Below are 20621 nucleotides of genomic sequence, written 5' to 3' on the forward strand. Positions count from 1 at the left end.
TATGTCCAAGGTCCTCACCTCCCTTCCCGCCGGCGAGCGCGTCGGCATCGCCTTCTCCGGCGGGCTCGACACCTCCGTCGCGGTCGCGTGGATGCGCGACAAGGGTGCCGTCCCGTGCACCTACACCGCCGACATCGGCCAGTACGACGAGCCCGACATCGCCTCGGTGCCCGGCCGCGCGAAGACCTACGGCGCCGAGATCGCGCGCCTGGTCGACTGCCGCGCCGCGCTGGTCGAGGAGGGCCTTGCCGCGCTCACCTGCGGGGCGTTCCACATCCGCTCGGGCGGGCGCTCGTACTTCAACACCACGCCGCTCGGCCGTGCCGTCACCGGCACCCTGCTGGTCCGGGCGATGCTCGAGGACGACGTCCAGATCTGGGGCGACGGCTCGACCTTCAAGGGCAACGACATCGAGCGGTTCTACCGCTACGGCCTGCTGGCCAACCCGCACCTGCGGATCTACAAGCCCTGGCTGGACGCGGACTTCGTGACCGAGCTCGGCGGGCGCAAGGAAATGTCGGAGTGGCTCGTCGCCCACGACCTGCCCTACCGGGACAGCACGGAGAAGGCGTACTCCACGGACGCCAACATCTGGGGCGCCACCCACGAGGCCAAGACCCTGGAGCACCTGGACACCGGCGTCGAGACCGTCGAGCCCATCATGGGCGTGCGGTTCTGGGACCCGTCGGTCGACATCGCCACCGAGGACGTGACGATCGGCTTCGACCAGGGCCGCCCCGTGACGATCAACGGCAAGGAGTTCGCCTCCCCCGTCGATCTGGTGATGGAGGCCAACGCCATCGGCGGCCGCCACGGCCTCGGCATGTCGGACCAGATCGAGAACCGCATCATCGAGGCCAAGAGCCGCGGCATCTACGAGGCGCCCGGCATGGCCCTGCTGCACGCGGCCTACGAGCGTCTGGTCAACGCCATCCACAACGAGGACACCCTCGCCCAGTACTACAACGAGGGACGGCGTCTCGGCCGGCTGATGTACGAGGGCCGCTGGCTGGACCCGCAGGCCCTGATGGTGCGCGAGTCGCTCCAGCGCTGGGTCGGCGCGGCCGTCACCGGCGAGGTGACGCTGCGACTGCGGCGCGGTGAGGACTACTCGATCCTCAACACCGTCGGCCCGGCCTTCAGCTACCACCCGGACAAGCTGTCCATGGAGCGCACCGAGGACTCCGCGTTCGGCCCGGTGGACCGGATCGGCCAGCTCACCATGCGCAACCTCGACATCGCCGACTCGCGCGCCAAGCTGGAGCAGTACGCCACGCTCGGTCTGATCGGCACCGGCAGCCCCGCGATCGGCGCCGATCAGGCGGCCGCGACGGGTCTCATCGGCACCATGACGGAACTGCCGGAGGGCGGCGCCGAGGCCATCGCCTCCCGCGGCGAGGTCTCCGACGACGACCAGCTGCTGGACCGCGCCGCGATGGAGTTCGGCACGGACTGACCCTCGCGAAGGCACCCGCACGCGCGGAAGGCCGGCCCCACGCCGACGGCGTGGGGCCGGCCTTCCGCGCGTGTCCGTCGGGCGGGCCTCAGCCCGTCTTCCTGATCAACGCCAGGTACATGGCGTCGGTCCCGTGCAGATGCGGCCACAGCTGGATGTCCGGCCCGTCCCCCAGCTCCGGTACGCCCGGCAGCAGCGGCCGCGCGTCGATCAGCTCGGCCTCCGGGTACTGCTTGAGGACGTCGGAGACGACCGACCGGGTCTCGGCCAGGTGCGGCGAACAGGTGGCGTACCCGACGACGCCCCCGACCCGCACCGACTCCAGCGCGGTCCGCAGCAGCCCGCGCTGGAGCGGCCCGAACCCGTCGAGGTCCTCCGGCCTGCGCCGCCAGCGTGCCTCGGGACGCCGCCGCAGGGCGCCGAGGCCCGTGCACGGCACGTCCATCAGCACCCGGTCGAAGGAGCCGGGCCGCCACGGCGGCCGGGTCCCGTCGGCGGCGATGACCTGGTAGGGCCCGGGGTTGCCGGCCAGCGCCCTGGCGACGAGCCCCGCGCGGTGCGGCTGCTTCTCGGAGGCGAGCAGCGCGGCCCCCCGCTCGGCGGCGAGGGCGGCGAGCAACGCCGCCTTGCCACCGGGTCCGGCGCATCCGTCCAGCCACAACGCGTCGGACCCGTCGAGCGGCGCGTTGGCCAGCGCGAGCGCCACGAGCTGGCTGCCTTCGTCCTGCACCCCCGCCCGCCCGTCCCGTACGGCGTCGATGGCCCCGGGCTCACCGCCCTCGGTGAGCCGTACGGCGTACGGCGACCAGCGCCCGGCGACCGAGGCGTCCTCTTGGAGCAGTTCCTCGGTGGTGGCCCGTCCGGGCCGGGCGACGAGCGTGACCTCGGGGCGCTCGTTGTCCGCCGCCAGCAGTTCCTCGATGCCGGCCCGCCCGCCGCCGAGGGAGTCCCACAGCGCGGAGACCACCCAGCGCGGGTGCGAGTGCACGACGGCGAGGTGGTCCTCGGGATCGTCCTCGTAGGGCGGAGCGACCTTGTCGAGCCACTCGTCGAGATCGTGCGCCGCGACCTTGCGCAGCACGGCGTTGACGAACTTGGCGCGTCCGTCGCCGAGCACGACCCGGGCGAGGTCGACGGAGGCGGACACGGCCGCATGGGTCGGGATACGTGTCCCGAGCAGCTGGTGCACGCCGAGACTCAGCACGTCGAGGACCGGCGGATCGACCTCGCGCAGCGGCCGGTCGACACACGCGGAGATGACGGCGTCGTACGTCCCCTGCCGGCGCAGCGTCCCGTAGACCAGCTCGGTGGCGAGGGCCGCGTCCCGTGCGTCGAACTTGTCGGGGCCCTCCTTCTCGCGCGCCTTGCGCAGCAGCGGCGGCAGCACGAGGTTGGCGTACGCGTCCCGCTCGTCCACGGCCCGCAGCGCCTCGAAGGCGAGCATGCGGACGGGGTCCTTGTGAGGCCGGCGGTAGGGCTTGCCCGGCTTGCGGGAACGGTGGGGCTGGTCGCTCACGAAAAGGTGCTCCGGATTGCAGAAGTAAGGAGGAAAGGAGGAAAGCAGAAAGGGAGAAAACGGGATAACGAGGAAAGGGGGAACGGTCCGTCAAGCGTACTTCGGGGGCACGCCGGGCGGAACTTGCCGACGGGGGCCCACGGACCGGGGGCGGCGCTCACCCACGGGCGGGGCCCCCGGAGCGAGCGGGACCCGCGCAGGAGTGTTACGCCCCGACGGCCTCCCCGTCCCCGATCCGGGCGCCCCGGGCCCAGTCGGCGGCCCGCATCGGCTTCTTGCCCTGCGCCTGCACCCACAGCAGCTCGACCGCGTACGAGCCGGTACCGACGTGCACGCTGTTCTTGCCGACGAGAAGCGCGCCCGGGGCGAGATCGGTCCGCTCGGGAACCGGCTGGACCTGGATGAGCTTGAGCCGCTCCCCGCGGAAGGTGGTCCAGGCGCCGGGGGCGGGGGTGCAGCCGCGCACCACTCGGTCGACCCGCAGCGCCGGAGTGGCCCAGTCGACCTGGGCGTCCTCGACGGTGATCTTCGGCGCGAGGGTGATCCCCTCGCCCGGCTGCGGAACGGCCTTCAGTGTGCCGTCCTCGATCCCGTCCATGGTCGCGGCGAGCAGCCCGCTGCCCGCGAAGGCCAGCCGGGTGAGCAGGTCACCGCTGGTGTCGGTGGGCCGGATCTCCTCGGTGACCGTCCCGTAGACCGGCCCCGAGTCGAGTCCCTCCTCGATGAGGAAGGTGGACGCGCCGGTGATCTCGTCCCCCGCCATGACGGCGTGCTGCACGGGAGCCGCCCCGCGCCAGGCCGGCAGCAGCGAGAAGTGCAGGTTGACCCAGCCATGGGCCGGGATGTCCAGCGCCACCCTGGGCAGCAGCGCCCCGTAGGCGACGACGGGACAGCAGTCGGGCGCGATCTCCCGCAGCCGCTCCAGGAACTCGGGATCGCGCGGCTTGGCGGGCCTCAGCACTTCGATGCCCGCCTCCTCGGCGCGCTGGGCGACGGGAGAGGCGATCAGCCTGCGCCCCCGTCCGGCCGGCGCGTCGGGCCGCGTGACGACGGCGGCCACCTCGTGCCGCCCGGAGGCGAGCAGAGCGTCCAGGGCGGGAACGGCGACCTCGGGGGTACCGGCGAAGACGAGCTTCATGAGTGGGCGGGGCCTCTCGGGCGGGACGGACGACGGGCGACGCACAAGTTTATGACGCCGACCGGGCAGGCCGCCGACGGGCGGGAGGCCCCCCGAGCCACGCCCTCCAGGGGGCGTACGCATATGCCCATACGCCCCCACACCGTGACCAGCGGCGCGAACCGGCGTTGGTCAAGAAAGAGTTGACCACACCTTCTTCAACGCCGGTTCGAGAGGCTTGTTCATGGCCGACCATGCAACCCACGACGCCCAGGCCCGGGCCAGCCTGCACTTGCTGGTGCGGGACATCGAGCGCGTCCGACGGCAGGTGGACGCACTGCGCACCCTCACCGCCCAGCTGGGCAACGTCTACCGCCCCCGACGCTCCGGCCCGTCCACGGGCTTCGTCGTCTACGGACGCGCCCCCGCCCCCACGGTCCGCCTCGCCCAGGAGCTGCGGGACAGCGTCGAGACCCTGGTCACCGCGGCGGTGGACTTCGACCGTTCGCTCGGTTTCTCGTGGGACGCGGTGGGCTCCGCCCTCGGGGTCACCAAGCAGGCCGTACACCGCCGCTACGGCGCACGCCGGGCCGCGGCCCAGGCCGCCACCGCCACCGCCACCGCCGAGGCCGAGCGACCCGCCGAGCCCACCGCCGCCCGCACGGTCACCGTGAACACGGGGATCCCGACGGTTCCGACGGTCCCCGCCGCCCGCTCCATGCCGACCCAGCCGACGGCCGGCAGCCCGGCCCTGCGCGACACCGGCGCCCCGGCCCTGCGCGACACCGGCGCCCCGGCCCTGCGCGACGTAGGCGCCCCGGCCCTGCGCGAGGCCGGCGCCCCGGCCCTGCGCGAGGTCGGCGCCCCGGCCCTGCGCGAGGAGGCAAGGCCGACCGCCTTCCCCAGCCCGCGCAACGGCTGAGGAGCCGCAGCCCGCACCGAGCACCTCCCCACCCCGTCCCCTCCCCACCTGCCCTCTCGGCCCGCGCCCGAGAGGGCAGTCGCACACCCGGACCTCCCCACCGGGCAGCAGGGCCTCCCCAGCGGCAGCGGGAAACCGCCTGGCCACCGCGCAGCCGGTTTCCCCTACCGCACCGGCTCCGGCTGCGGCTGCGTGTCGTCCCTCAGCCGATGTCCGGCGGATCGATCCGCACCCGCACGGCCTCCTCGCCGCCCCGCGCCATCCGGGCCGCCTGCGCCGCCTTCAGCGCGGCGGCCAGTGCGGCCCCCCTCCCGGGCGGCACCCGGAGCAGCGCCCGCTCCCACTCCTCCCCGGGCGGCGGCGCCCCCGGCCGCCGAGGCCGCCCCGCCGGGGCCGTCGGCACCGGGACCGGCCCCAGGAGCTCCGCCTCCGACGGCAGTTCGACGGCCTCCAGGAACGCGGCCACGGCCTCCGCCGTCCCCGACACCGCCGCCATCCGCGACACCGGCGGGAAACCCAGCTCGGCCCGCTCGGAGAGCTCCCGCACCGCGTGCCCCACCGGATCCCACCGCACCAGCGCCTGGACGGGCCGCAGGGTCGGCTCGGCGACGACGACCACGGTTCCGCCCTCCTCCGACGGCCGTACGAGAGCGGCGGCCGCGATCCAGCGGCGCAGCGCGTCCTCCCCGGCCCTCAGGTCGGGCCGCCCGAGCATGGCCCAGCCGTCCAGCAGCAGCGCGGCCGCGTACCCGCCCTCGGCGACCGGCTCGGCCCCGGGCGTGGACACGACGAGCGCGGGCGCCCCCGGCACGGTGTCCAGGACCTGCTCCCGCCCCGACGTCCGCACCGGCACGGCGGGGAACGCCCGCCCCAGCTCCTCGGCGGTCCGCCGGGCCCCCACGACCTGTGCGCGCAAGCGGAACGAGCCGCACTCCGGACAGTGCCAGGCACTCTCCTCCCGCCCGCACCAGCCGCACCACACCGCGCCCCCGTCCCGTGCTTCCAGGGGCCCGGAGCAGTGCCGGCAGCGGGCGGCGGCCCGGCACTGCGCACACGCCATCCGCGGCACATAGCCCCGCCGGGGCACCTGGACGAGCACCGGCCCGTGCCGCAGCCCCTCCCGGGCCGCCTGCCAGGCGAGGGTCGGCAGCCGGGCGGCCCGGGCGGCCTCGTCCCGCGCGAGGTCCTGGTCGCCCACGGTGCGCACCAGCGGAGCACTGTGCCGCACCTGCTCCCGTGCGGCGGTCAACGGCCGCGCCCATCCGCTCTCGACGAGCTGCGCGCCCTCCACCGTGCAGCTCCAACCCCCCATCAGGAAGCCGCACTTGTCCTGCGCGGCCCGCAGCAGCAGCACCTCGCGCGCATGGGGCTGCGGCGCGTGCAGCTCGCTGTGGCTGTCGTCCCCGTCGTCCCAGAGCGCGACCAGACCGAGGTTCCGGACCGGGGCGAACATCGCGGCACGCGTGCCGACGACCGCCCGCACGGAGCCCCGCCGCACGGCGAGCCATTCCCGGTACCGCTTCTCGGGGCCGGCGTCCGCGGTGAGCAGCGCATGCCGCCCCTCCCCCAGCAACGCCGTCAACGCGGCGTCGACCCGTGCGGCGGCCCGTCCGTCGGGTACGACGACCAGTGCCCCGCGCCCCGAGGCGAGCGTCGCGGCGACGGCCCGCGCCAGCTCCTCGCTCCACCGGGGCCCCGGCAGCGCGTTCCACACCGCGCGGGGCGCGCCCCCGGACGCCAGCGACTCGACGAACGCGGCCCCCCGCTCGTACCGCCCCCAGGACCCGGCCTCCGGAGCCCCCGGCGGCGGCAGCGGCGCCGGGGAGGGGCGCTGCTCGGCGCGCGCGTTGCGTGGCGGCACGGCCAGCTGAAGGACGTCGGCCAGGCTCCCCGCGTACCGGTCGGCGACGGCCCGCGCCAGTCCCAGCAGCTCCTCGCTCAGCACCGGCTCGGGCGACACCACCTGGGCGAGCGCCGCGAGCGGCCCGGAGTAGTCCGACGTGGCGAGCCGCTCGACGAGGAACCCGTCGATGAGCCCCCCGCCCTCGCGCCGCCCTTCCCGCACCCGACCGCGCCCGGCCCCGAACCGCACCCGCACCCGCACCCCCGGCTGGGCGTCGGCGTCCAGCTCGGCCGGCACCGCGTAGTCGAAGTACCGGTCCAGGTGCAGCACACCCTTGTCGACGAGCACCCGCGCCACCGGCAGCTCCTCGGCCAGCGCGGCACCCCGCCAGGTCCGGGGCTTGGCCCGCGGCGTCTTGGCCCGCCGTACGCTCTCCCGGATCAGCGCGAGCTGCTCGGGCGGCGCGCCCTCCGCGGCCGCACCCCCGTCCCCCTGCCCGTTCTCGCTGCTCACGCTTGCATTTTTACCAAACGCCACTGACAACGGTCCTTCCGCCGAAGCTCTGTTCCCCGTCCGGCGCCCGCAGGCGGTCGCATACGACCGTGACCGTTCGAGACGTCCGTGACCGTTCGAGACGTCGCCCGGAAGCTGCCCGCCGTCGCTCTCCTGCGGGACCTCTGCCGTTCGCCGGCCGTGCCGGAGGCGATCCTGAGCCCGGAGGGGGCCGCCCGCCGCTTCGCCCGCGAGTCGCCCATGAGCCCCTACGCGCAGGACGGCCCGCGGCCGGGCGTGCTGGACGACGTCCCCGAGGTGTTCCGGTCCTGCGTCGAGGATCCGGCGTTCACCGACGAGGACGGGATGCCCGTCGCCACCGCCTGTCGCCGGATCGGTCGGGGCGAGCCGGGGTTCAGTTCGGCGACCACCGCCGGGAGCGGACCGGCCACCCGCGGCGGTGCCCCTGCGCGAACGCCGAGGCCCGGCCTCCCTGAGAGGAGGCCGGGCCTCGGCGTGGTGCCGGTGAGGACCTACAGTCCCGCGGCCTTGCGCAGCGCGTCCACGCGGTCCGTGCGCTCCCACGTGAAGTCGGGCAGCTCACGGCCGAAGTGGCCGTACGCGGCGGTCTGGGCGTAGATCGGACGCAGCAGGTCCAGGTCCCGGATGATCGCGGCCGGGCGGAGGTCGAAGACCTCGTCGATGGCCTTCTCGATCTTCTCGGCGTCGACCTTGGCGGTGCCGAAGGTCTCCACGAAGAGACCCACCGGCTCGGCCTTGCCGATCGCGTAGGCGACCTGGACCTCGCAGCGCGCGGCGAGACCCGCGGCCACCACGTTCTTCGCGACCCAGCGCATCGCGTACGCCGCCGAGCGGTCGACCTTGGACGGGTCCTTGCCCGAGAAGGCGCCGCCACCGTGCCGGGCGAAGCCGCCGTAGGTGTCGATGATGATCTTGCGACCGGTGAGACCGGCGTCGCCCATCGGGCCGCCGATCTCGAAGCGGCCGGTCGGGTTGACCAGCAGGCGGTAGTTCTCGGTGTCGAGCTTGATGCCCTCGTCCAGGAGCGCCTTCAGCTCCGGCTCCACCACGAACTCGCGGATGTCCGGCGCCAGCAGGGAGTCCAGGTCGATGTCGCTCGCGTGCTGCGAGGAGACGACGACCGTGTCGAGACGCAGGGCCTTGTCGCCGTCGTACTCGATGGTGACCTGGGTCTTGCCGTCGGGACGCAGGTAGGGGATGGTCCCGTTCTTGCGGACGTCCGACAGACGCTTCGACAGCCGGTGCGCCAGGAAGATCGGCAGCGGCATCAGGGTCGGCGTCTCGTCCGACGCGTAGCCGAACATCAGGCCCTGGTCACCGGCGCCCTGGCGGTCCAGCTCGTCCTCGTCGCCCTCGACGCGGTTCTCGTACGCCGTGTCGACACCCTGGGCGATGTCCGGGGACTGCGCGCCGATGGACACCGAGACGCCGCAGGAGGCGCCGTCGAAGCCCTTCTTCGAGGAGTCGTAGCCGATCTCGAGGATCTTGTCGCGCACGAGCTGGGGGATCGGCGCGTAGGCCTTGGTGGTGACCTCGCCGGCCACATGCACCAGACCGGTCGTGATCAGGGTCTCGACGGCGACCCGGGAGGCCGGGTCCTCGCGCAGCAGGGCATCGAGAATGGTGTCGCTGATCTGGTCAGCGATCTTGTCGGGGTGACCCTCGGTCACAGACTCCGAGGTGAACAGGCGACGGGACACAACGCTCCCTGGGGTTGCAGCGGCTGCTGGCTGATCATTGGCGGACGCGACAGGAGCTGCGCCCGGCGTCGTCCGTGAACAGTTTATCGGTCGTGCCCCTCCATCGGGCCACCCGTCTCGCCTCTCGGGAGCGCTGTGACCTGCGGCACGGGCATTCTGCCGAATGCCGAGCACCGTTGGCCAGGGGCGCCACACCCGAATCGACCGAGCGGGAGGACGACGGGGAAGCGCATCAAACAGTCAGGCCAGGCGCCGCGTCACCAGGTCCCACACGGTTTCGGCCAGGGCCTCCTTGGGCCCGTACGGCACGGGGGTTTCGGTGCCGTCGGCGCCGAGCACGACCGCTTCGTTCTCCTCGGAGCCGAAGGTCTTGCGCTCCCCCACCTCGTTCACCACCAGCAGATCGCAGCCCTTGCGCCGCAGCTTCGACCGGCCGTTGGCCAGGACCTCGTCGGTCTCGGCTGCGAAGCCGACAACCACCTGGTTGGAGCGCGCCCGGTCGGCGGAGACCTCCGCGAGGATGTCCGGATTTCGTACAAGAACAATGGGGTCCGGTTCCCGGCCGTCCTGCTTCTTGATCTTTCCGGCCGCGTACGTCTCCGGCCGGAAATCGGCCACGGCGGCCGCCATGACGACCACGTCGGCGTCCGCGGCCGCCTTCAGGACCGCCTCGCGCAGCTGTACGGCCGTGCCGACCTGGACGACGTCGACGCCGGCCGGGTCGGGCAGGCCGGTGTTCGCCGCGATCAGCGTGACGCGGGCGCCCCGGGCGGCGGCGGTGCGGGCGAGGGCGTAGCCCTGCTTGCCCGAGGAGCGGTTGCCGAGGAAGCGGACCGGGTCGAGGGGCTCGCGGGTGCCGCCGGCGCTGACCACGACATGCCGGCCGGCGAGGTCGGGTTCGCGCACTCCCCTGGCCAGGACCCGGCGGCAGACCTCGAAGATCTCGGCCGGGTCGGGCAGCCGCCCCTTGCCGGTGTCGACACCGGTGAGCCGGCCGACGGCGGGCTCGATCACGACGGCGCCCCGGCGGCGCAGTGTCGCCACGTTCTCCTGGGTGGCCGGGTGTTCCCACATCTCGGTGTGCATCGCGGGGGCGAAGACGACCGGGCACCGGGCCGTCAGGAGGGTGTTGGTGAGCAGGTCGTCGGCGAGGCCGTGGGCGGCCTTGGCGAGCATGTCCGCCGTGGCCGGGGCGACGACCACCAGGTCGGCGTGCTGGCCGATGCGGACGTGCGGGACCTCGTGGACGTCGTCCCAGACCTCCGTGGAGACGGGGTGGCCGGAGAGGGCGGACCAGGTGGCGGCGCCGACGAAGTGCAGCGCGGACGCGGTGGGGACCACCCGGACGTCATGGCCCGACTCGGTCAGTCTGCGCAGCAGCTCACAGGCCTTGTAGGCGGCGATGCCCCCCGTGACCCCCAGAACGACCTTCGGCTTGTCCACCGTCTCTCCCCGGACCTCGGAAAACGTACGCCGCGGCTCCCGGCGTACGAGTCCATCAGACACCACAGGCCCGGCAGCCGTGCTGCCGGGCCTGTGGAAAAACCCACTGTGAGCCGAAAATACTACTGAGCGGGGCCCTCGACGGCCTCGGACGTCAGCAGACCGGCGTTGATCTCGCGGAGGGCGATCGAGAGCGGCTTCTCGTGGACGTGGGTGTCCACGAGCGGACCGACGTACTCGAGGAGGCCCTCGCCGAGCTGCGAGTAGTACGCGTTGATCTGGCGGGCCCGCTTGGCCGCGTAGATCACGAGGCTGTACTTCGAGTCGGTGGCCTCGAGGAGCTCGTCGATCGGCGGGTTGATGATGCCCTCGGGCGCGGAGATGGAAGAGGACACGCTCTACCTTCCGATGGATGGGAAAAGACCGGTCGTGATCACAGGCTCGTAATCACACAACATCGACCAAGGCTAGCAGCTCACGCGCGACGTCCTCGACGGAGGTGTTGACCAGGGTCACGTCGAACTCCGGCTCGGCCGCCAGTTCGATCTTCGCGGCCGCCAGACGGCGCTCGATCACCTCGGGCGGTTCGGTGCCCCGCCCGGTGAGCCTGCGCACCAGTTCCTCCCAGGAGGGAGGCGCCAGGAACACCAGCCGGGCGTCGGACATGGACTCGCGGACCTGCCGGGCACCCTGGAGATCGATCTCCAGGAGGACCGGCTCGCCCGACTCCAGGCGCTCCAGCACCGCGGTGCGCGGAGTGCCGTATCGGTTGCCCGCGAACTCGGCCCACTCCAGCAGCTCGCCGTTGGCGATCAGCTTGTCCATCTCCTCGTCGGTGACGAAGAAGTAGTGGACTCCGTGCTTCTCGCCGGGCCGCGGCCTGCGGGTTGTCGCCGACACCGAGAGCCAGACCTCGGGATGTTCCTTGCGCATATGAGCGACGACCGTGCTCTTACCGACCCCGGAGGGGCCGGAGAGCACGGTCAGCCGCGGACGTGCGTCCGGGGTTTCGGGGGTCGTCCCCCGGAGTTTTACTGCCATGCAGCGATTATTCCAGCAATCCCGGAGTGCCCGGGACTCCCTCCCCGCGGCACCCGGGAATCAGGAGCCGGTGCTGCCGAACTCACGCTCCAGGGACGCGATCTGGTTGGAACCGAGGCCGCGCACGCGGCGGCTCTCGGAGATGCCGAGTCGCTCCATGATCTGCTTGGCGCGGACCTTGCCCACGCCCGGGAGCGACTCCAGGAGGGCAGAGACCTTCATCTTGCCGATGACGTCGTTTTCCTGACCCTGCTTGATGACCTCGTGAAGCGAGGCGCCGGAGTGCTTGAGTCGATTCTTGACCTCGGCCCGCTCCCGGCGAGCCGCGGCGGCCTTTTCGAGCGCGGCTGCGCGCTGTTCGGGGGTAAGGGGCGGAAGAGCCACGCCTACGTCACCTCGGATGTCGAACTGTCGGATACGGACCGGTGAGGAACCTAGTCGCCCCACACCTGGTGAGTTACGTGCAACACGCGCTGCCCGTTCACTCTCCGTCGGAGACTAGCGGCCAACTCCGCCAGAGTCAGCGAGAACCAAGGAAAAGTCCTGGTCAGCCTCCGTCAGGCCGGACATTTAAGACATAGTGCCCCGGATTTGAGGATGTATCCAGACTCAAGTCGCCCCCGAGCCGCCCGACCGAGCCCCCGGTCGGGCGGCCGGCACCCGTCAGGCCGCGTCCACGGCCGCCCTGACCTCTCGCGCGAATCGATCCACCGCGTCACGCAGAGCGACGATGCCGGGACCGTGACGCAACACACCCCGACTCACGTTCGGTACGACATTGCGCACCGCGGATCCGAAGACCCGCGGAAGGTCGGCCGGGGTCGCCCCCTGGGCGCCGACGCCGGGCGCGAGGAGCGGACCGTTGATGTCGAGGTCGTACGTCGACAGGTCGCCCAGGGTCGCCCCGACGACCGCCCCGAAGGAACCCAGCGGCTCCTCCCCCGCGTTCTCCGCGGCCAGGTGCGCCAGCATCGTCGCGCCCACGTCCCGTCCGTCGGCCCGTACCGCGTGCTGGACCTCACCGCCCTCCGGGTTCGAGGTCAGCGCCAGCACGAACAGCCCGGCGCCGCTCTCCCGCGCCGCCGCCACCGCCGGGGACAGGGATCCGTAACCGAGGTACGGCGACACGGTCAGGGCGTCGGAGAACAGCGGGGCGTCCTTGTGCAGGAAGGACTCGGCGTACGCGGCCATGGTCGAGCCGATGTCACCGCGCTTGGCGTCCATCACGACCAGGGCACCCGCCGCCCGGGCCTCCTGAACCGTCTTCTCCAGGACGGCGATGCCGCGCGAGCCGAACCGCTCGAAGAACGCGCTCTGCGGCTTCAGCAGGGCGACCCGGTCTGCCGTCGCCTCGACGACCGTGCGGCTGAACCGCTCCAGCCCCGCGACATCGTCGTTCAGGCCCCACTCGGCGAGCAGGGAGGCGTGCGGGTCGATGCCGACGCAGAGCGGGCCGCGCTCGTCCATGGCCCGGCACAGCCGCGCGCCGAAGGGCTCCAGGGTCATGCCGTCTTCCTCACGTCGGCGCCGACCGCGTCGGCGAGAGTGGCGTAGGGGCTCGTCCGCAGGCGGGCGGCCAGGCCCTTGTGGATCGCGCGGCCCCAGAAGGGCCCCTCGTAGATGAAGGCGCTGTACCCCTGGACCAGCGTGGCACCGGCCAGGATGCGCTGCCAGGCGTCCTCGGCGTCCTCCACGCCGCCGACGCCCACCAGGGTGACGCGGTCCCCCACGCGCGCGTAGAGGCGGCGCAGCACCTCCAGGGAGCGCGCCTTGAGGGGCGCCCCGGACAGTCCGCCGGTCTCCTTCACCAGCGAGGGATCGGAGGTCAGTCCGAGGCCCTCGCGCGCGATGGTGGTGTTGGTGGCGATGATCCCGTCCAGGCCGAGTTCCACGGCCAGGTCGGCGACCGCGTCGACGTCCTCGTCGGCCAGGTCCGGCGCGATCTTGACCAGCAGCGGGACCCGCCGCGAGGTCACCACCCGGTCGGCGGCCTCGCGGACGGCGCTCAGCAGCGGTCGCAGCGCCTCGGTGGCCTGGAGGTTGCGCAGCCCCGGGGTGTTCGGCGAGGACACGTTGACGACCAGGTAGTCGGCGTACGGCGCGAGCCGCTCGGTCGACTTCACGTAGTCGCCGACGGCCTCCTCCTCCGGTACGACCTTGGTCTTGCCGATGTTGACGCCCACCACCGGCTTGAAGACGGGCGTACGGGAGGCCAGGCGCGCGGCGACGGCCAGCGAGCCCTCGTTGTTGAAGCCCATCCGGTTGATGAGCGCCCGGTCCCGCACGAGCCGGAACAGCCGCTGGGCGGGGTTGCCGGGCTGCGGCTCGCCGGTGACCGTGCCGATCTCGACGTGGTCGAAGCCCAGCATCGACATCCCGTCGATCGCGACGGCGTTCTTGTCGAAGCCGGCGGCGAGGCCGAAGGGGCCGTGCATGCGCAGCCCGAAGGCCTCGGTGCGCAGTTCCTCGTACCGGGGGGCCAGCGCGGCCGCGACGAACGTGCGCAGCACCGGGATCCGCACGACGAGCCGGATCCAGCGGAAGGCCAGGTGGTGGGCGCGCTCGGGGTCCATCCGCCGGAAGACCAGCCGGAAGAATTGCTTGTACATGATCATGTCCTCCAAGGAGCCTCGCGAAGAGGTGTCATGAAGAGGGGGACACCGTTTCCGGTGTCCCCCTGAGGGCTGCTAGTCGCGGGCCGCGGTCAGGTGTTCCGCGTGTTCTTGGAGTGAGCGCACGCCCACGTCCCCGTGGTTGAGGGCGTCGATGCCCTGGACGGCCGCAGCGAGCGCCTGGACCGTCGTCAGGCACGGCACGGACCGCGCCACGGCCGCCGTACGGATCTCGTAGCCGTCGAGGCGGCCACCGGTGCCGTACGGGGTGTTGACGATGAGGTCGACCTCGCCGTCGTGGATGAGCTGGACGATGGTCTTCTCGCCGTTCGGGCCGGTGCCCTCGGACTGCTTGCGCACGACCTTCGCGGTGAGGCCGTTGCGCCTGAGCACCTCGGCCGTGCCGGAGGTGGCGAGCAGTTCGAAGCCGTGCGCGACCAGCTCACGGGCCGGGAAGATCATCGAGCGCTTGTCGCGGTTGGCGACCGAGATGAACGCGCGGCCCTTGGTGGGCAGCGGGCCGTACGCGCCGGCCTGCGACTTGGCGTACGCCGTGCCGAAGACGGAGTCGATGCCCATGACCTCGCCGGTGGAGCGCATCTCCGGGCCGAGGACGGTATCGACGCCGCGGCCCGAGGTGTCCCGGAAGCGGGTCCACGGCATCACGGCCTCCTTGACGGAGATCGGCGCGTCCAGCGGCAGCTCGCCGCCGTCGCCGGTCGCCGGGAGCAGCCCCTCGGCACGCAGCTCGGCGACGGTCGCGCCCAGCGAGATCCGGGCGGCGGCCTTGGCCAGCGGCACCGCGGTCGCCTTCGAGGTGAAGGGGACCGTGCGGGACGCGCGCGGGTTCGCCTCCAGGACGTAGAGGATGTCGCCGGCCATCGCGAACTGGATGTTGATCAGGCCGCGCACGCCGACGCCCTTGGCGATCGCCTCGGTGGAGGCGCGCAGGCGCTTGATGTCGAAGCCGCCCAGGGTGATCGGGGGCAGGGCGCACGCCGAGTCGCCGGAGTGGATGCCGGCCTCCTCGATGTGCTCCATGACGCCGCCGAGGTACAGCTCCTCGCCGTCGTAGAGGGCGTCGACGTCGATCTCGATGGCGTCGTCGAGGAAGCGGTCGACGAGGACCGGCCGGGTGGGGCTGATCTCGGTCGACTCGGCGATGTAGGAGGACAGCCGGGTCTCGTCGTAGACGATCTCCATGCCGCGGCCGCCGAGCACGTACGAGGGCCGCACCAGGACCGGGTAGCCGATCTCGTCCGCGATGGCCTTGGCCTCGGCGAAGGTGGTGGCCGTGCCGTGCTTCGGGGCCGGCAGACCGGCCTCGGCGAGCACCCGCCCGAAGGCGCCCCGGTCCTCGGCCGCGTGGATGGCCTCGGGGGAGGTGCCGACGATCGGTACGCCGTTGTCCTTCAGCGCCTGCGCCAGGCCCAGCGGGGTCTGGCCGCCGAGCTGGACGACGACACCGGCGATCGGGCCGGCCAGCGACTCCGCGTGCACGATCTCCAGCACGTCTTCCAGCGTCAGCGGCTCGAAGTACAGGCGGTCGGAGGTGTCGTAGTCCGTGGAGACGGTCTCCGGGTTGCAGTTGACCATCACGGTCTCGTAGCCCGCGTCGCTGAGCGCGAAGGAGGCGTGGACGCAGGAGTAGTCGAACTCGATGCCCTGGCCGATGCGGTTCGGGCCGGAGCCCAGGATGATCACCGCGGGCTTCTCGCGGGGCGCGACCTCGCTCTCCTCGTCGTAGGAGGAGTAGAAGTACGGCGTCTTCGCGGCGAACTCGGCGGCGCAGGTGTCGACCGTCTTGTAGACCGGGCGGATGCCCAGCGTGTGGCGGACCTCACGGACGACGTCCTCGCGCAGCCCGCGGATCTCGGCGATCTGCTGGTCGGAGAAGCCGTGCCGCTTGGCCTCGGCGAGCAGCTCGACGTCGAGGCGGTCGGAGGCGGCCAGCTCGTCGGCGGTCTCCTTGATGAGGAAGAGCTGGTCGACGAACCAGGGGTCGATCTTCGTGAACTCGAAGACCTCCTCGGGGGTGGCGCCCGCGCGGATGGCCTGCATGACGGTGTTGATGCGGCCGTCGGTGGGCCGGACGGCCTCGCGCAGCAGCTCGTCCTTGTCGCCGGGCTCGCCGACGAACGTGAACTGGCTGCCCTTCTTCTCCAGCGAGCGCAGCGCCTTCTGAAAGGCCTCGGTGAAGTTGCGGCCGATGGCCATGGCCTCGCCGACCGACTTCATGGTCGTGGTCAGCGTGGAGTCGGCGCTCGGGAACTTCTCGAAGGCGAAGCGCGGGGCCTTCACGACGACGTAGTCGAGCGTCGGCTCGAAGGAGGCCGGCGTCTCCCGCGTGATGTCGTTCGGGATCTCGTCGAGGGTGTAGCCGACGGCGAGCTTGGCCGCGATCTTGGCGATCGGGAAGCCGGTGGCCTTGGAGGCCAGGGCCGAGGACCGTGACACGCGCGGGTTCATCTCGATGACGATGATCCGGCCGTCCTCGGGGTTCACCGCGAACTGGATGTTGCAGCCGCCGGTGTCGACGCCGACCTCGCGGATGATCGCGATGCCGATGTCGCGCAGCCGCTGGTACTCGCGGTCGGTCAGCGTCATCGCCGGGGCGACGGTGATCGAGTCACCGGTGTGCACGCCCATGGGGTCGAAGTTCTCGATGGAGCAGACGACCACGACGTTGTCGTTCTTGTCGCGCATCAGCTCCAGCTCGTACTCCTTCCAGCCGAGGATGGACTCCTCCAGGAGCACCTCGGTGGTCGGCGAGAGCGTCAGGCCCTGGCCGGCGATGCGGCGCAGCTCCTCCTCGTCGTGGGCGAAGCCGGAGCCGGCGCCGCCCATGGTGAAGGAGGGTCGGACGACGACGGGGTAGCCGCCGAGCGTCTCGACGCCCGCGATCACGTCGTCCATGGAGTGGCAGATCACGGACCGGGCGGACTCGCCGTGCCCGATCTTCTCGCGGACGGCCTCGACGACACCCTTGAAGAGGTCGCGGTCCTCGCCCTTGTTGATGGCCTCGACGTTGGCGCCGATCAGCTCGACGCCGTACTTCTCCAGCACACCCTGCTCGTGCATGGAGATCGCGGTGTTGAGGGCCGTCTGGCCGCCCAGGGTGGGCAGCAGGACGTCCGGGCGCTCCTTGGCGATGATCTTCTCGACGAACTCCGGGGTGATCGGCTCGACGTAGGTGGCGTCGGCGATCTCCGGGTCGGTCATGATCGTCGCCGGGTTCGAGTTGACCAGGATGACTCGCAGGCCCTCGGCGCGCAGGATGCGGCACGCCTGGGTGCCGGAGTAGTCGAACTCGGCGGCCTGGCCGATGACGATCGGGCCGGAGCCGATGACCAGGACGGACTGGATATCGGTGCGCTTAGGCACGCTGGCCCTCCATCAGGGAAACGAAGCGGTCGAACAGGTAGGCGGCGTCGTGCGGGCCCGCTGCCGCTTCGGGGTGGTACTGGACGGAGAAGGCCGGCTGGTCGAGCAGCTGGAGCCCCTCCACGACGTCGTCGTTGAGGCAGACGTGCGAGACCTCGGCGCGGCCGAACTTCGTCTCGCTGACCCGGTCGAGCGGCGCGTCCACGGCGAACCCGTGGTTGTGCGCGGTGACCTCGACCTTGCCGGTCGTACGGTCCTGGACCGGCTGGTTGATGCCGCGGTGGCCGTACTTCAGCTTGTAGGTGCCGAAGCCGAGGGCGCGGCCGAGGATCTGGTTGCCGAAGCAGATACCGAAGAGCGGCGTCCTGCGCTCCAGCACCTCGGTCATCAGCGCGACGGGGCCTTCGGCGGTGGCCGGGTCGCCCGGGCCGTTGGAGAAGAACACGCCGTCGGGGTCGACGGCGTACACCTCCGCCGCCGAGGCCGTCGCCGGGAGCACGTGCACCTCGATGCCGCGCTCGGCCATGCGGTGCGGGGTCATGCCCTTGATGCCGAGGTCGATGGCGGCCACGGTGAACCGCTTCTCGCCGACCGCCGGGACGACGTAGGCCTCCTTGGTGGTGACCTCCTCGTAGAGGCTCGCACCCTTCATCTGCGGCTGGGCCTGCACGCGCGCGAGGAGCTCGGTCTCCGGGCCGACCGCCTCGCCGGAGAAGATGCCGGCGCGCATCGAGCCGCTCTCGCGGAGGTGGCGGGTGAGCGCGCGGGTGTCGACGCCGGAGATGCCCACGACGCTCTGCGCGACGAGCTCGTCGTCCAGGGAGCGCCGGGCGCGCCAGTTGGAGGGCACGCGCGCGGGGTCGCGCACGACGTAGCCGGAGACCCAGATGCGGTCCGACTCGTCGTCCTCGTCGTTCCAGCCGGTGTTGCCGATCTGCGGGGCGGTCGCGACGACGATCTGGCGGTCGTACGACGGGTCGGTCAGGGTCTCCTGGTAGCCGGTCATGCCGGTGGAGAACACCGCTTCGCCGAAGGTCTCCCCCACGGCCCCGTAGGCACGGCCGCGGAAGATCCGGCCGTCCTCCAGGACGAGTACGGCGGGAACCCTGGTGGTTCCCCTGGTGGAGGTCGTCATCGTGCGCCTTCCGTTTCCGTCGGGTTTTCCGTCTTGTCGATCATGGAGTTGATGGCGTCGACCCAGGCGCCGTGCTCGGCCGCGTGGTCCGAGCGGAAGCCGGAGTCGAGCAGCCTGTCGCCGTGTTCCCAGGTCACCACCAGCAGTCCGCCCTCGGTGAGGACCTTGCCGGCGATGCCCTTGTCGAGCCGGGCCTCACGCAGTGCCGCGACCGGGACGAAGAAGTCGGTCGCGCCGGGGCGTACGACATCCAGTCCCGCGGCCGTCAGGGTGAGCTCGACCCGGCTGCGGGTGCCCAGACCGTGCGCCACGATGCGGTCGAGCCACTGCCCTGCGGTGGTGGAGCCGTGGTAGCGGCCGCTCATGCCCAGTCTCACCGCAGCGGGGTCGTCCGGCATGTCAGGCCGGGGCGGCTTGCCGCCTCGGTCGAGGGTGGTGGTGGACGGCGGGCGGGTGGGGAGCTCGGGAAGGTCGCCCTGGAGGGTGCCGCGCCACTTCCAGCCCTCGCGCATCAGCCAGTAGACGAGCGCGACGAAGAGACCGAGGCCGACCACCCAGCCGATCCGCGCGGCCCAGTCGGTCACTTCGGCCGATTCCCTCTCGGCCGCGAGCAGTAGTGCAGCAGATGTCACGTGAGCTTCCCGTCGACGAGCGTGGCCTTGCCCCGGAGCCACGTGTGCGTGACACGGCCCGGCAGCTCACGCCCCGCGTACGGGGTGTTCCGGCTGCGCGAGGCGAAGCCCGCGGGGTCCACCGACCCACGGTATTCCGTGTCGACGAGCGTGAGGTTGGCGGGCTCACCTGCCGAGACGGGACGCCCGTGCCCCTTGGCCTGCCCGATCAGGGCGGGCTTGAACGACATCCGGCTCGCGACCCCGGCCCAGTCCAGCAGGCCCGTCTCCACCATCGTCTCCTGGACCACCGACAGCGCGGTCTCCAGGCCGACCATGCCCATGGCTGCGGCGGCCCACTCGCAGTCCTTGTCCTCGTGCGGGTGCGGGGCGTGGTCGGTGGCGACGATGTCGATGGTGCCGTCGGCGAGCGCCTCGCGCAGGGCGAGCACGTCCTTCTCGGTGCGCAGCGGCGGGTTCACCTTGTAGACCGGGTTGTAGCTGCGCACCAGCTCGTCGGTGAGCAGCAGGTGGTGCGGGGTGACCTCGGCGGTCACGTCGATGCCGCGGGACTTCGCCCAGCGGACGATCTCGACGGACCCGGCGGTGGAGAGGTGGCAGATGTGGACGCGGGAGCCCACGTGCTCGGCGAGCAGGACGTCCCGGGCGATGATCGACTCCTCGGCCACCGCCGGCCAGCCCCCGAGCCCCAGCTCGGCGGAGACGACGCCCTCGTTCATCTGGGCGCCCTCGGTCAGCCGCGGCTCCTGCGCGTGCTGGGCGACGACCCCGCCGAAGGCCTTCACGTACTCCAGGGCCCTGCGCATGATCACCGCGTCGTCGACGCACTTGCCGTCGTCGGAGAAGACGGTGACGCCGGCCGCCGACTCGTGCATGGCGCCCAGCTCGGCGAGCTTGCGGCCCTCCAGGCCGACCGTGACCGCGCCGATCGGCTGCACGTCGCAGTAGCCGTGCTCCTGGCCGAGCCGGTAGACCTGCTCGACCACACCGGCGGTGTCGGCCACGGGGAAGGTGTTGGCCATGGCGAAGACGGCGGTGTAGCCGCCGGAGGCGGCGGCGCGGGTGCCGGTCAGCACCGTCTCGGAGTCCTCGCGGCCCGGCTCGCGCAGATGGGTGTGCAGGTCCACCAGGCCCGGCAGCAGCACCTTGCCTGCGGCCTCGACGACCTCGGCGCCCTCGGCGGACAGCCCCGCGCCCACGGCCTCGATGACCGCGCCGTCGATCAGGACGTCCTGCGGCTCTCCGCCGAGCACCTTCGCACCACGGATCAGGATCTTGCTCATGGT

Annotated in this window: 15 protein-coding genes and 2 pseudogenes; 3 read left to right on the plus strand and 14 right to left on the minus strand. The window is 72.0% G+C overall.

What is annotated here, in order from left to right; translation table 11 throughout:
* The first annotated feature begins 1 nt into the window (after nt 1).
* Nucleotides 2-1456 (plus strand): argininosuccinate synthase, encoded by a 1455-nt coding sequence (argG, locus tag ASD48_RS40195; protein WP_057606886.1) that lies wholly within the window; start codon nt 2-4, stop codon nt 1454-1456.
* Between the two features lie 88 nt (nt 1457-1544).
* Here the strand turns inward: argG and ASD48_RS40200 are convergent, their stop codons facing one another.
* Together ASD48_RS40200 and fmt are read right to left on the minus strand one after the other, a co-directional pair.
* Nucleotides 1545-2972 (minus strand): transcription antitermination factor NusB, encoded by a 1428-nt coding sequence (locus tag ASD48_RS40200; protein ID WP_057606887.1) that lies wholly within the window; start codon nt 2970-2972, stop codon nt 1545-1547.
* 205 nt (nt 2973-3177) lie between these two features.
* On the minus strand, nt 3178-4110 hold the full coding sequence (gene fmt / locus ASD48_RS40205) for a methionyl-tRNA formyltransferase (protein ID WP_057606888.1): 933 nt from the start codon (nt 4108-4110) through the stop codon (nt 3178-3180).
* A 223-nt stretch (nt 4111-4333) separates the two neighbouring features.
* Between fmt and ASD48_RS40210 the strand changes: the two are divergent.
* Nucleotides 4334-4901, plus strand: a pseudogene (locus ASD48_RS40210) (hypothetical protein).
* Nucleotides 4902-5213: 312 nt separating this feature from the next.
* Here ASD48_RS40210 and ASD48_RS40215 read toward each other — a convergent pair.
* Nucleotides 5214-7367: a primosomal protein N' gene (locus ASD48_RS40215; RefSeq protein ID WP_057606889.1), complete on the minus strand. Its 2154-nt coding sequence runs from the start codon at nt 7365-7367 to the stop codon at nt 5214-5216.
* 108 nt (nt 7368-7475) lie between these two features.
* On the opposite strand from ASD48_RS40215, the pseudogene ASD48_RS45890 reads away from it, so the two are divergent.
* Nucleotides 7476-7733, plus strand: a pseudogene (locus ASD48_RS45890) (hypothetical protein); the annotation flags it as partial.
* Nucleotides 7734-7879: 146 nt separating this feature from the next.
* On the opposite strand, the gene metK reads toward ASD48_RS45890, so the two are convergent.
* The 11 genes from metK to ASD48_RS40275 form a co-directional block, all read right to left on the minus strand.
* Nucleotides 7880-9088: a methionine adenosyltransferase gene (gene metK / locus ASD48_RS40225; RefSeq protein WP_020128869.1), complete on the minus strand. Its 1209-nt coding sequence runs from the start codon at nt 9086-9088 to the stop codon at nt 7880-7882.
* A gap of 240 nt (nt 9089-9328) precedes the next feature.
* Nucleotides 9329-10531, minus strand: a complete 1203-nt coding sequence (coaBC, locus tag ASD48_RS40230) for a bifunctional phosphopantothenoylcysteine decarboxylase/phosphopantothenate--cysteine ligase CoaBC (protein WP_057606891.1) — start codon at nt 10529-10531, stop codon at nt 9329-9331.
* A gap of 122 nt (nt 10532-10653) precedes the next feature.
* Nucleotides 10654-10926 (minus strand): DNA-directed RNA polymerase subunit omega, encoded by a 273-nt coding sequence (gene rpoZ / locus ASD48_RS40235; protein ID WP_003988945.1) that lies wholly within the window; start codon nt 10924-10926, stop codon nt 10654-10656.
* Between the two features lie 52 nt (nt 10927-10978).
* The gene (gene gmk / locus ASD48_RS40240; RefSeq protein ID WP_079074259.1) at nt 10979-11572 is read right to left on the minus strand and encodes a guanylate kinase; all 594 of its coding nucleotides are present in this window, start codon (nt 11570-11572) and stop codon (nt 10979-10981) included.
* A 60-nt stretch (nt 11573-11632) separates the two neighbouring features.
* A complete protein-coding gene (locus ASD48_RS40245) occupies nt 11633-11956 on the minus strand; it encodes an integration host factor (RefSeq protein ID WP_003977346.1) in 324 nt (107 codons plus the stop codon).
* Nucleotides 11957-12235: 279 nt separating this feature from the next.
* Complete coding sequence (gene pyrF, locus ASD48_RS40250; protein WP_057606893.1) at nt 12236-13078, minus strand: orotidine-5'-phosphate decarboxylase; 843 nt, start codon at nt 13076-13078, stop codon at nt 12236-12238.
* On the minus strand, nt 13075-14181 hold the full coding sequence (locus tag ASD48_RS40255) for a quinone-dependent dihydroorotate dehydrogenase (protein WP_057607055.1): 1107 nt from the start codon (nt 14179-14181) through the stop codon (nt 13075-13077). The genes pyrF and ASD48_RS40255 overlap by 4 nt, the downstream gene beginning before the upstream one ends.
* A gap of 78 nt (nt 14182-14259) precedes the next feature.
* Nucleotides 14260-17568, minus strand: coding sequence for a carbamoyl-phosphate synthase large subunit (gene carB, locus ASD48_RS40260; RefSeq protein ID WP_057606894.1), 3309 nt, complete (start codon nt 17566-17568; stop codon nt 14260-14262).
* Complete coding sequence (carA, locus tag ASD48_RS40265; protein WP_057606895.1) at nt 17561-18703, minus strand: glutamine-hydrolyzing carbamoyl-phosphate synthase small subunit; 1143 nt, start codon at nt 18701-18703, stop codon at nt 17561-17563. Before carA ends, carB begins: the two co-directional genes overlap by 8 nt.
* Nucleotides 18700-19335, minus strand: a complete 636-nt coding sequence (locus ASD48_RS40270; RefSeq protein ID WP_057606896.1) for a hypothetical protein — start codon at nt 19333-19335, stop codon at nt 18700-18702. Before ASD48_RS40270 ends, carA begins: the two co-directional genes overlap by 4 nt.
* Nucleotides 19332-20618, minus strand: a complete 1287-nt coding sequence (locus ASD48_RS40275; RefSeq protein ID WP_057606897.1) for a dihydroorotase — start codon at nt 20616-20618, stop codon at nt 19332-19334. The genes ASD48_RS40270 and ASD48_RS40275 overlap by 4 nt, the downstream gene beginning before the upstream one ends.
* Between the last annotated feature and the right edge of the window lie 3 nt (nt 20619-20621).

The organism is Streptomyces sp. Root1310, from assembly GCF_001426425.1.
Taxonomy (GTDB): domain Bacteria; phylum Actinomycetota; class Actinomycetes; order Streptomycetales; family Streptomycetaceae; genus Streptomyces.

Bases quoted from the DNA above. Each gene is read 5' to 3' on its own strand.
- argG (WP_057606886.1), top strand. From the start codon at position 2: ATGTCCAAGGTCCTCACCTCCCTTCCCGCCGGCGAGCGCGTCGGCATC.
- ASD48_RS40255 (WP_057607055.1), bottom strand. From the start codon at position 14,181: ATGTACAAGCAATTCTTCCGGCTGGTCTTCCGGCGGATGGACCCCGAG.
- pyrF (WP_057606893.1), bottom strand. From the start codon at position 13,078: ATGACCCTGGAGCCCTTCGGCGCGCGGCTGTGCCGGGCCATGGACGAG.
- fmt (WP_057606888.1), bottom strand. From the start codon at position 4,110: ATGAAGCTCGTCTTCGCCGGTACCCCCGAGGTCGCCGTTCCCGCCCTG.
- carA (WP_057606895.1), bottom strand. From the start codon at position 18,703: ATGACGACCTCCACCAGGGGAACCACCAGGGTTCCCGCCGTACTCGTC.
- ASD48_RS40275 (WP_057606897.1), bottom strand. From the start codon at position 20,618: ATGAGCAAGATCCTGATCCGTGGTGCGAAGGTGCTCGGCGGAGAGCCG.
- gmk (WP_079074259.1), bottom strand. From the start codon at position 11,572: ATGGCAGTAAAACTCCGGGGGACGACCCCCGAAACCCCGGACGCACGT.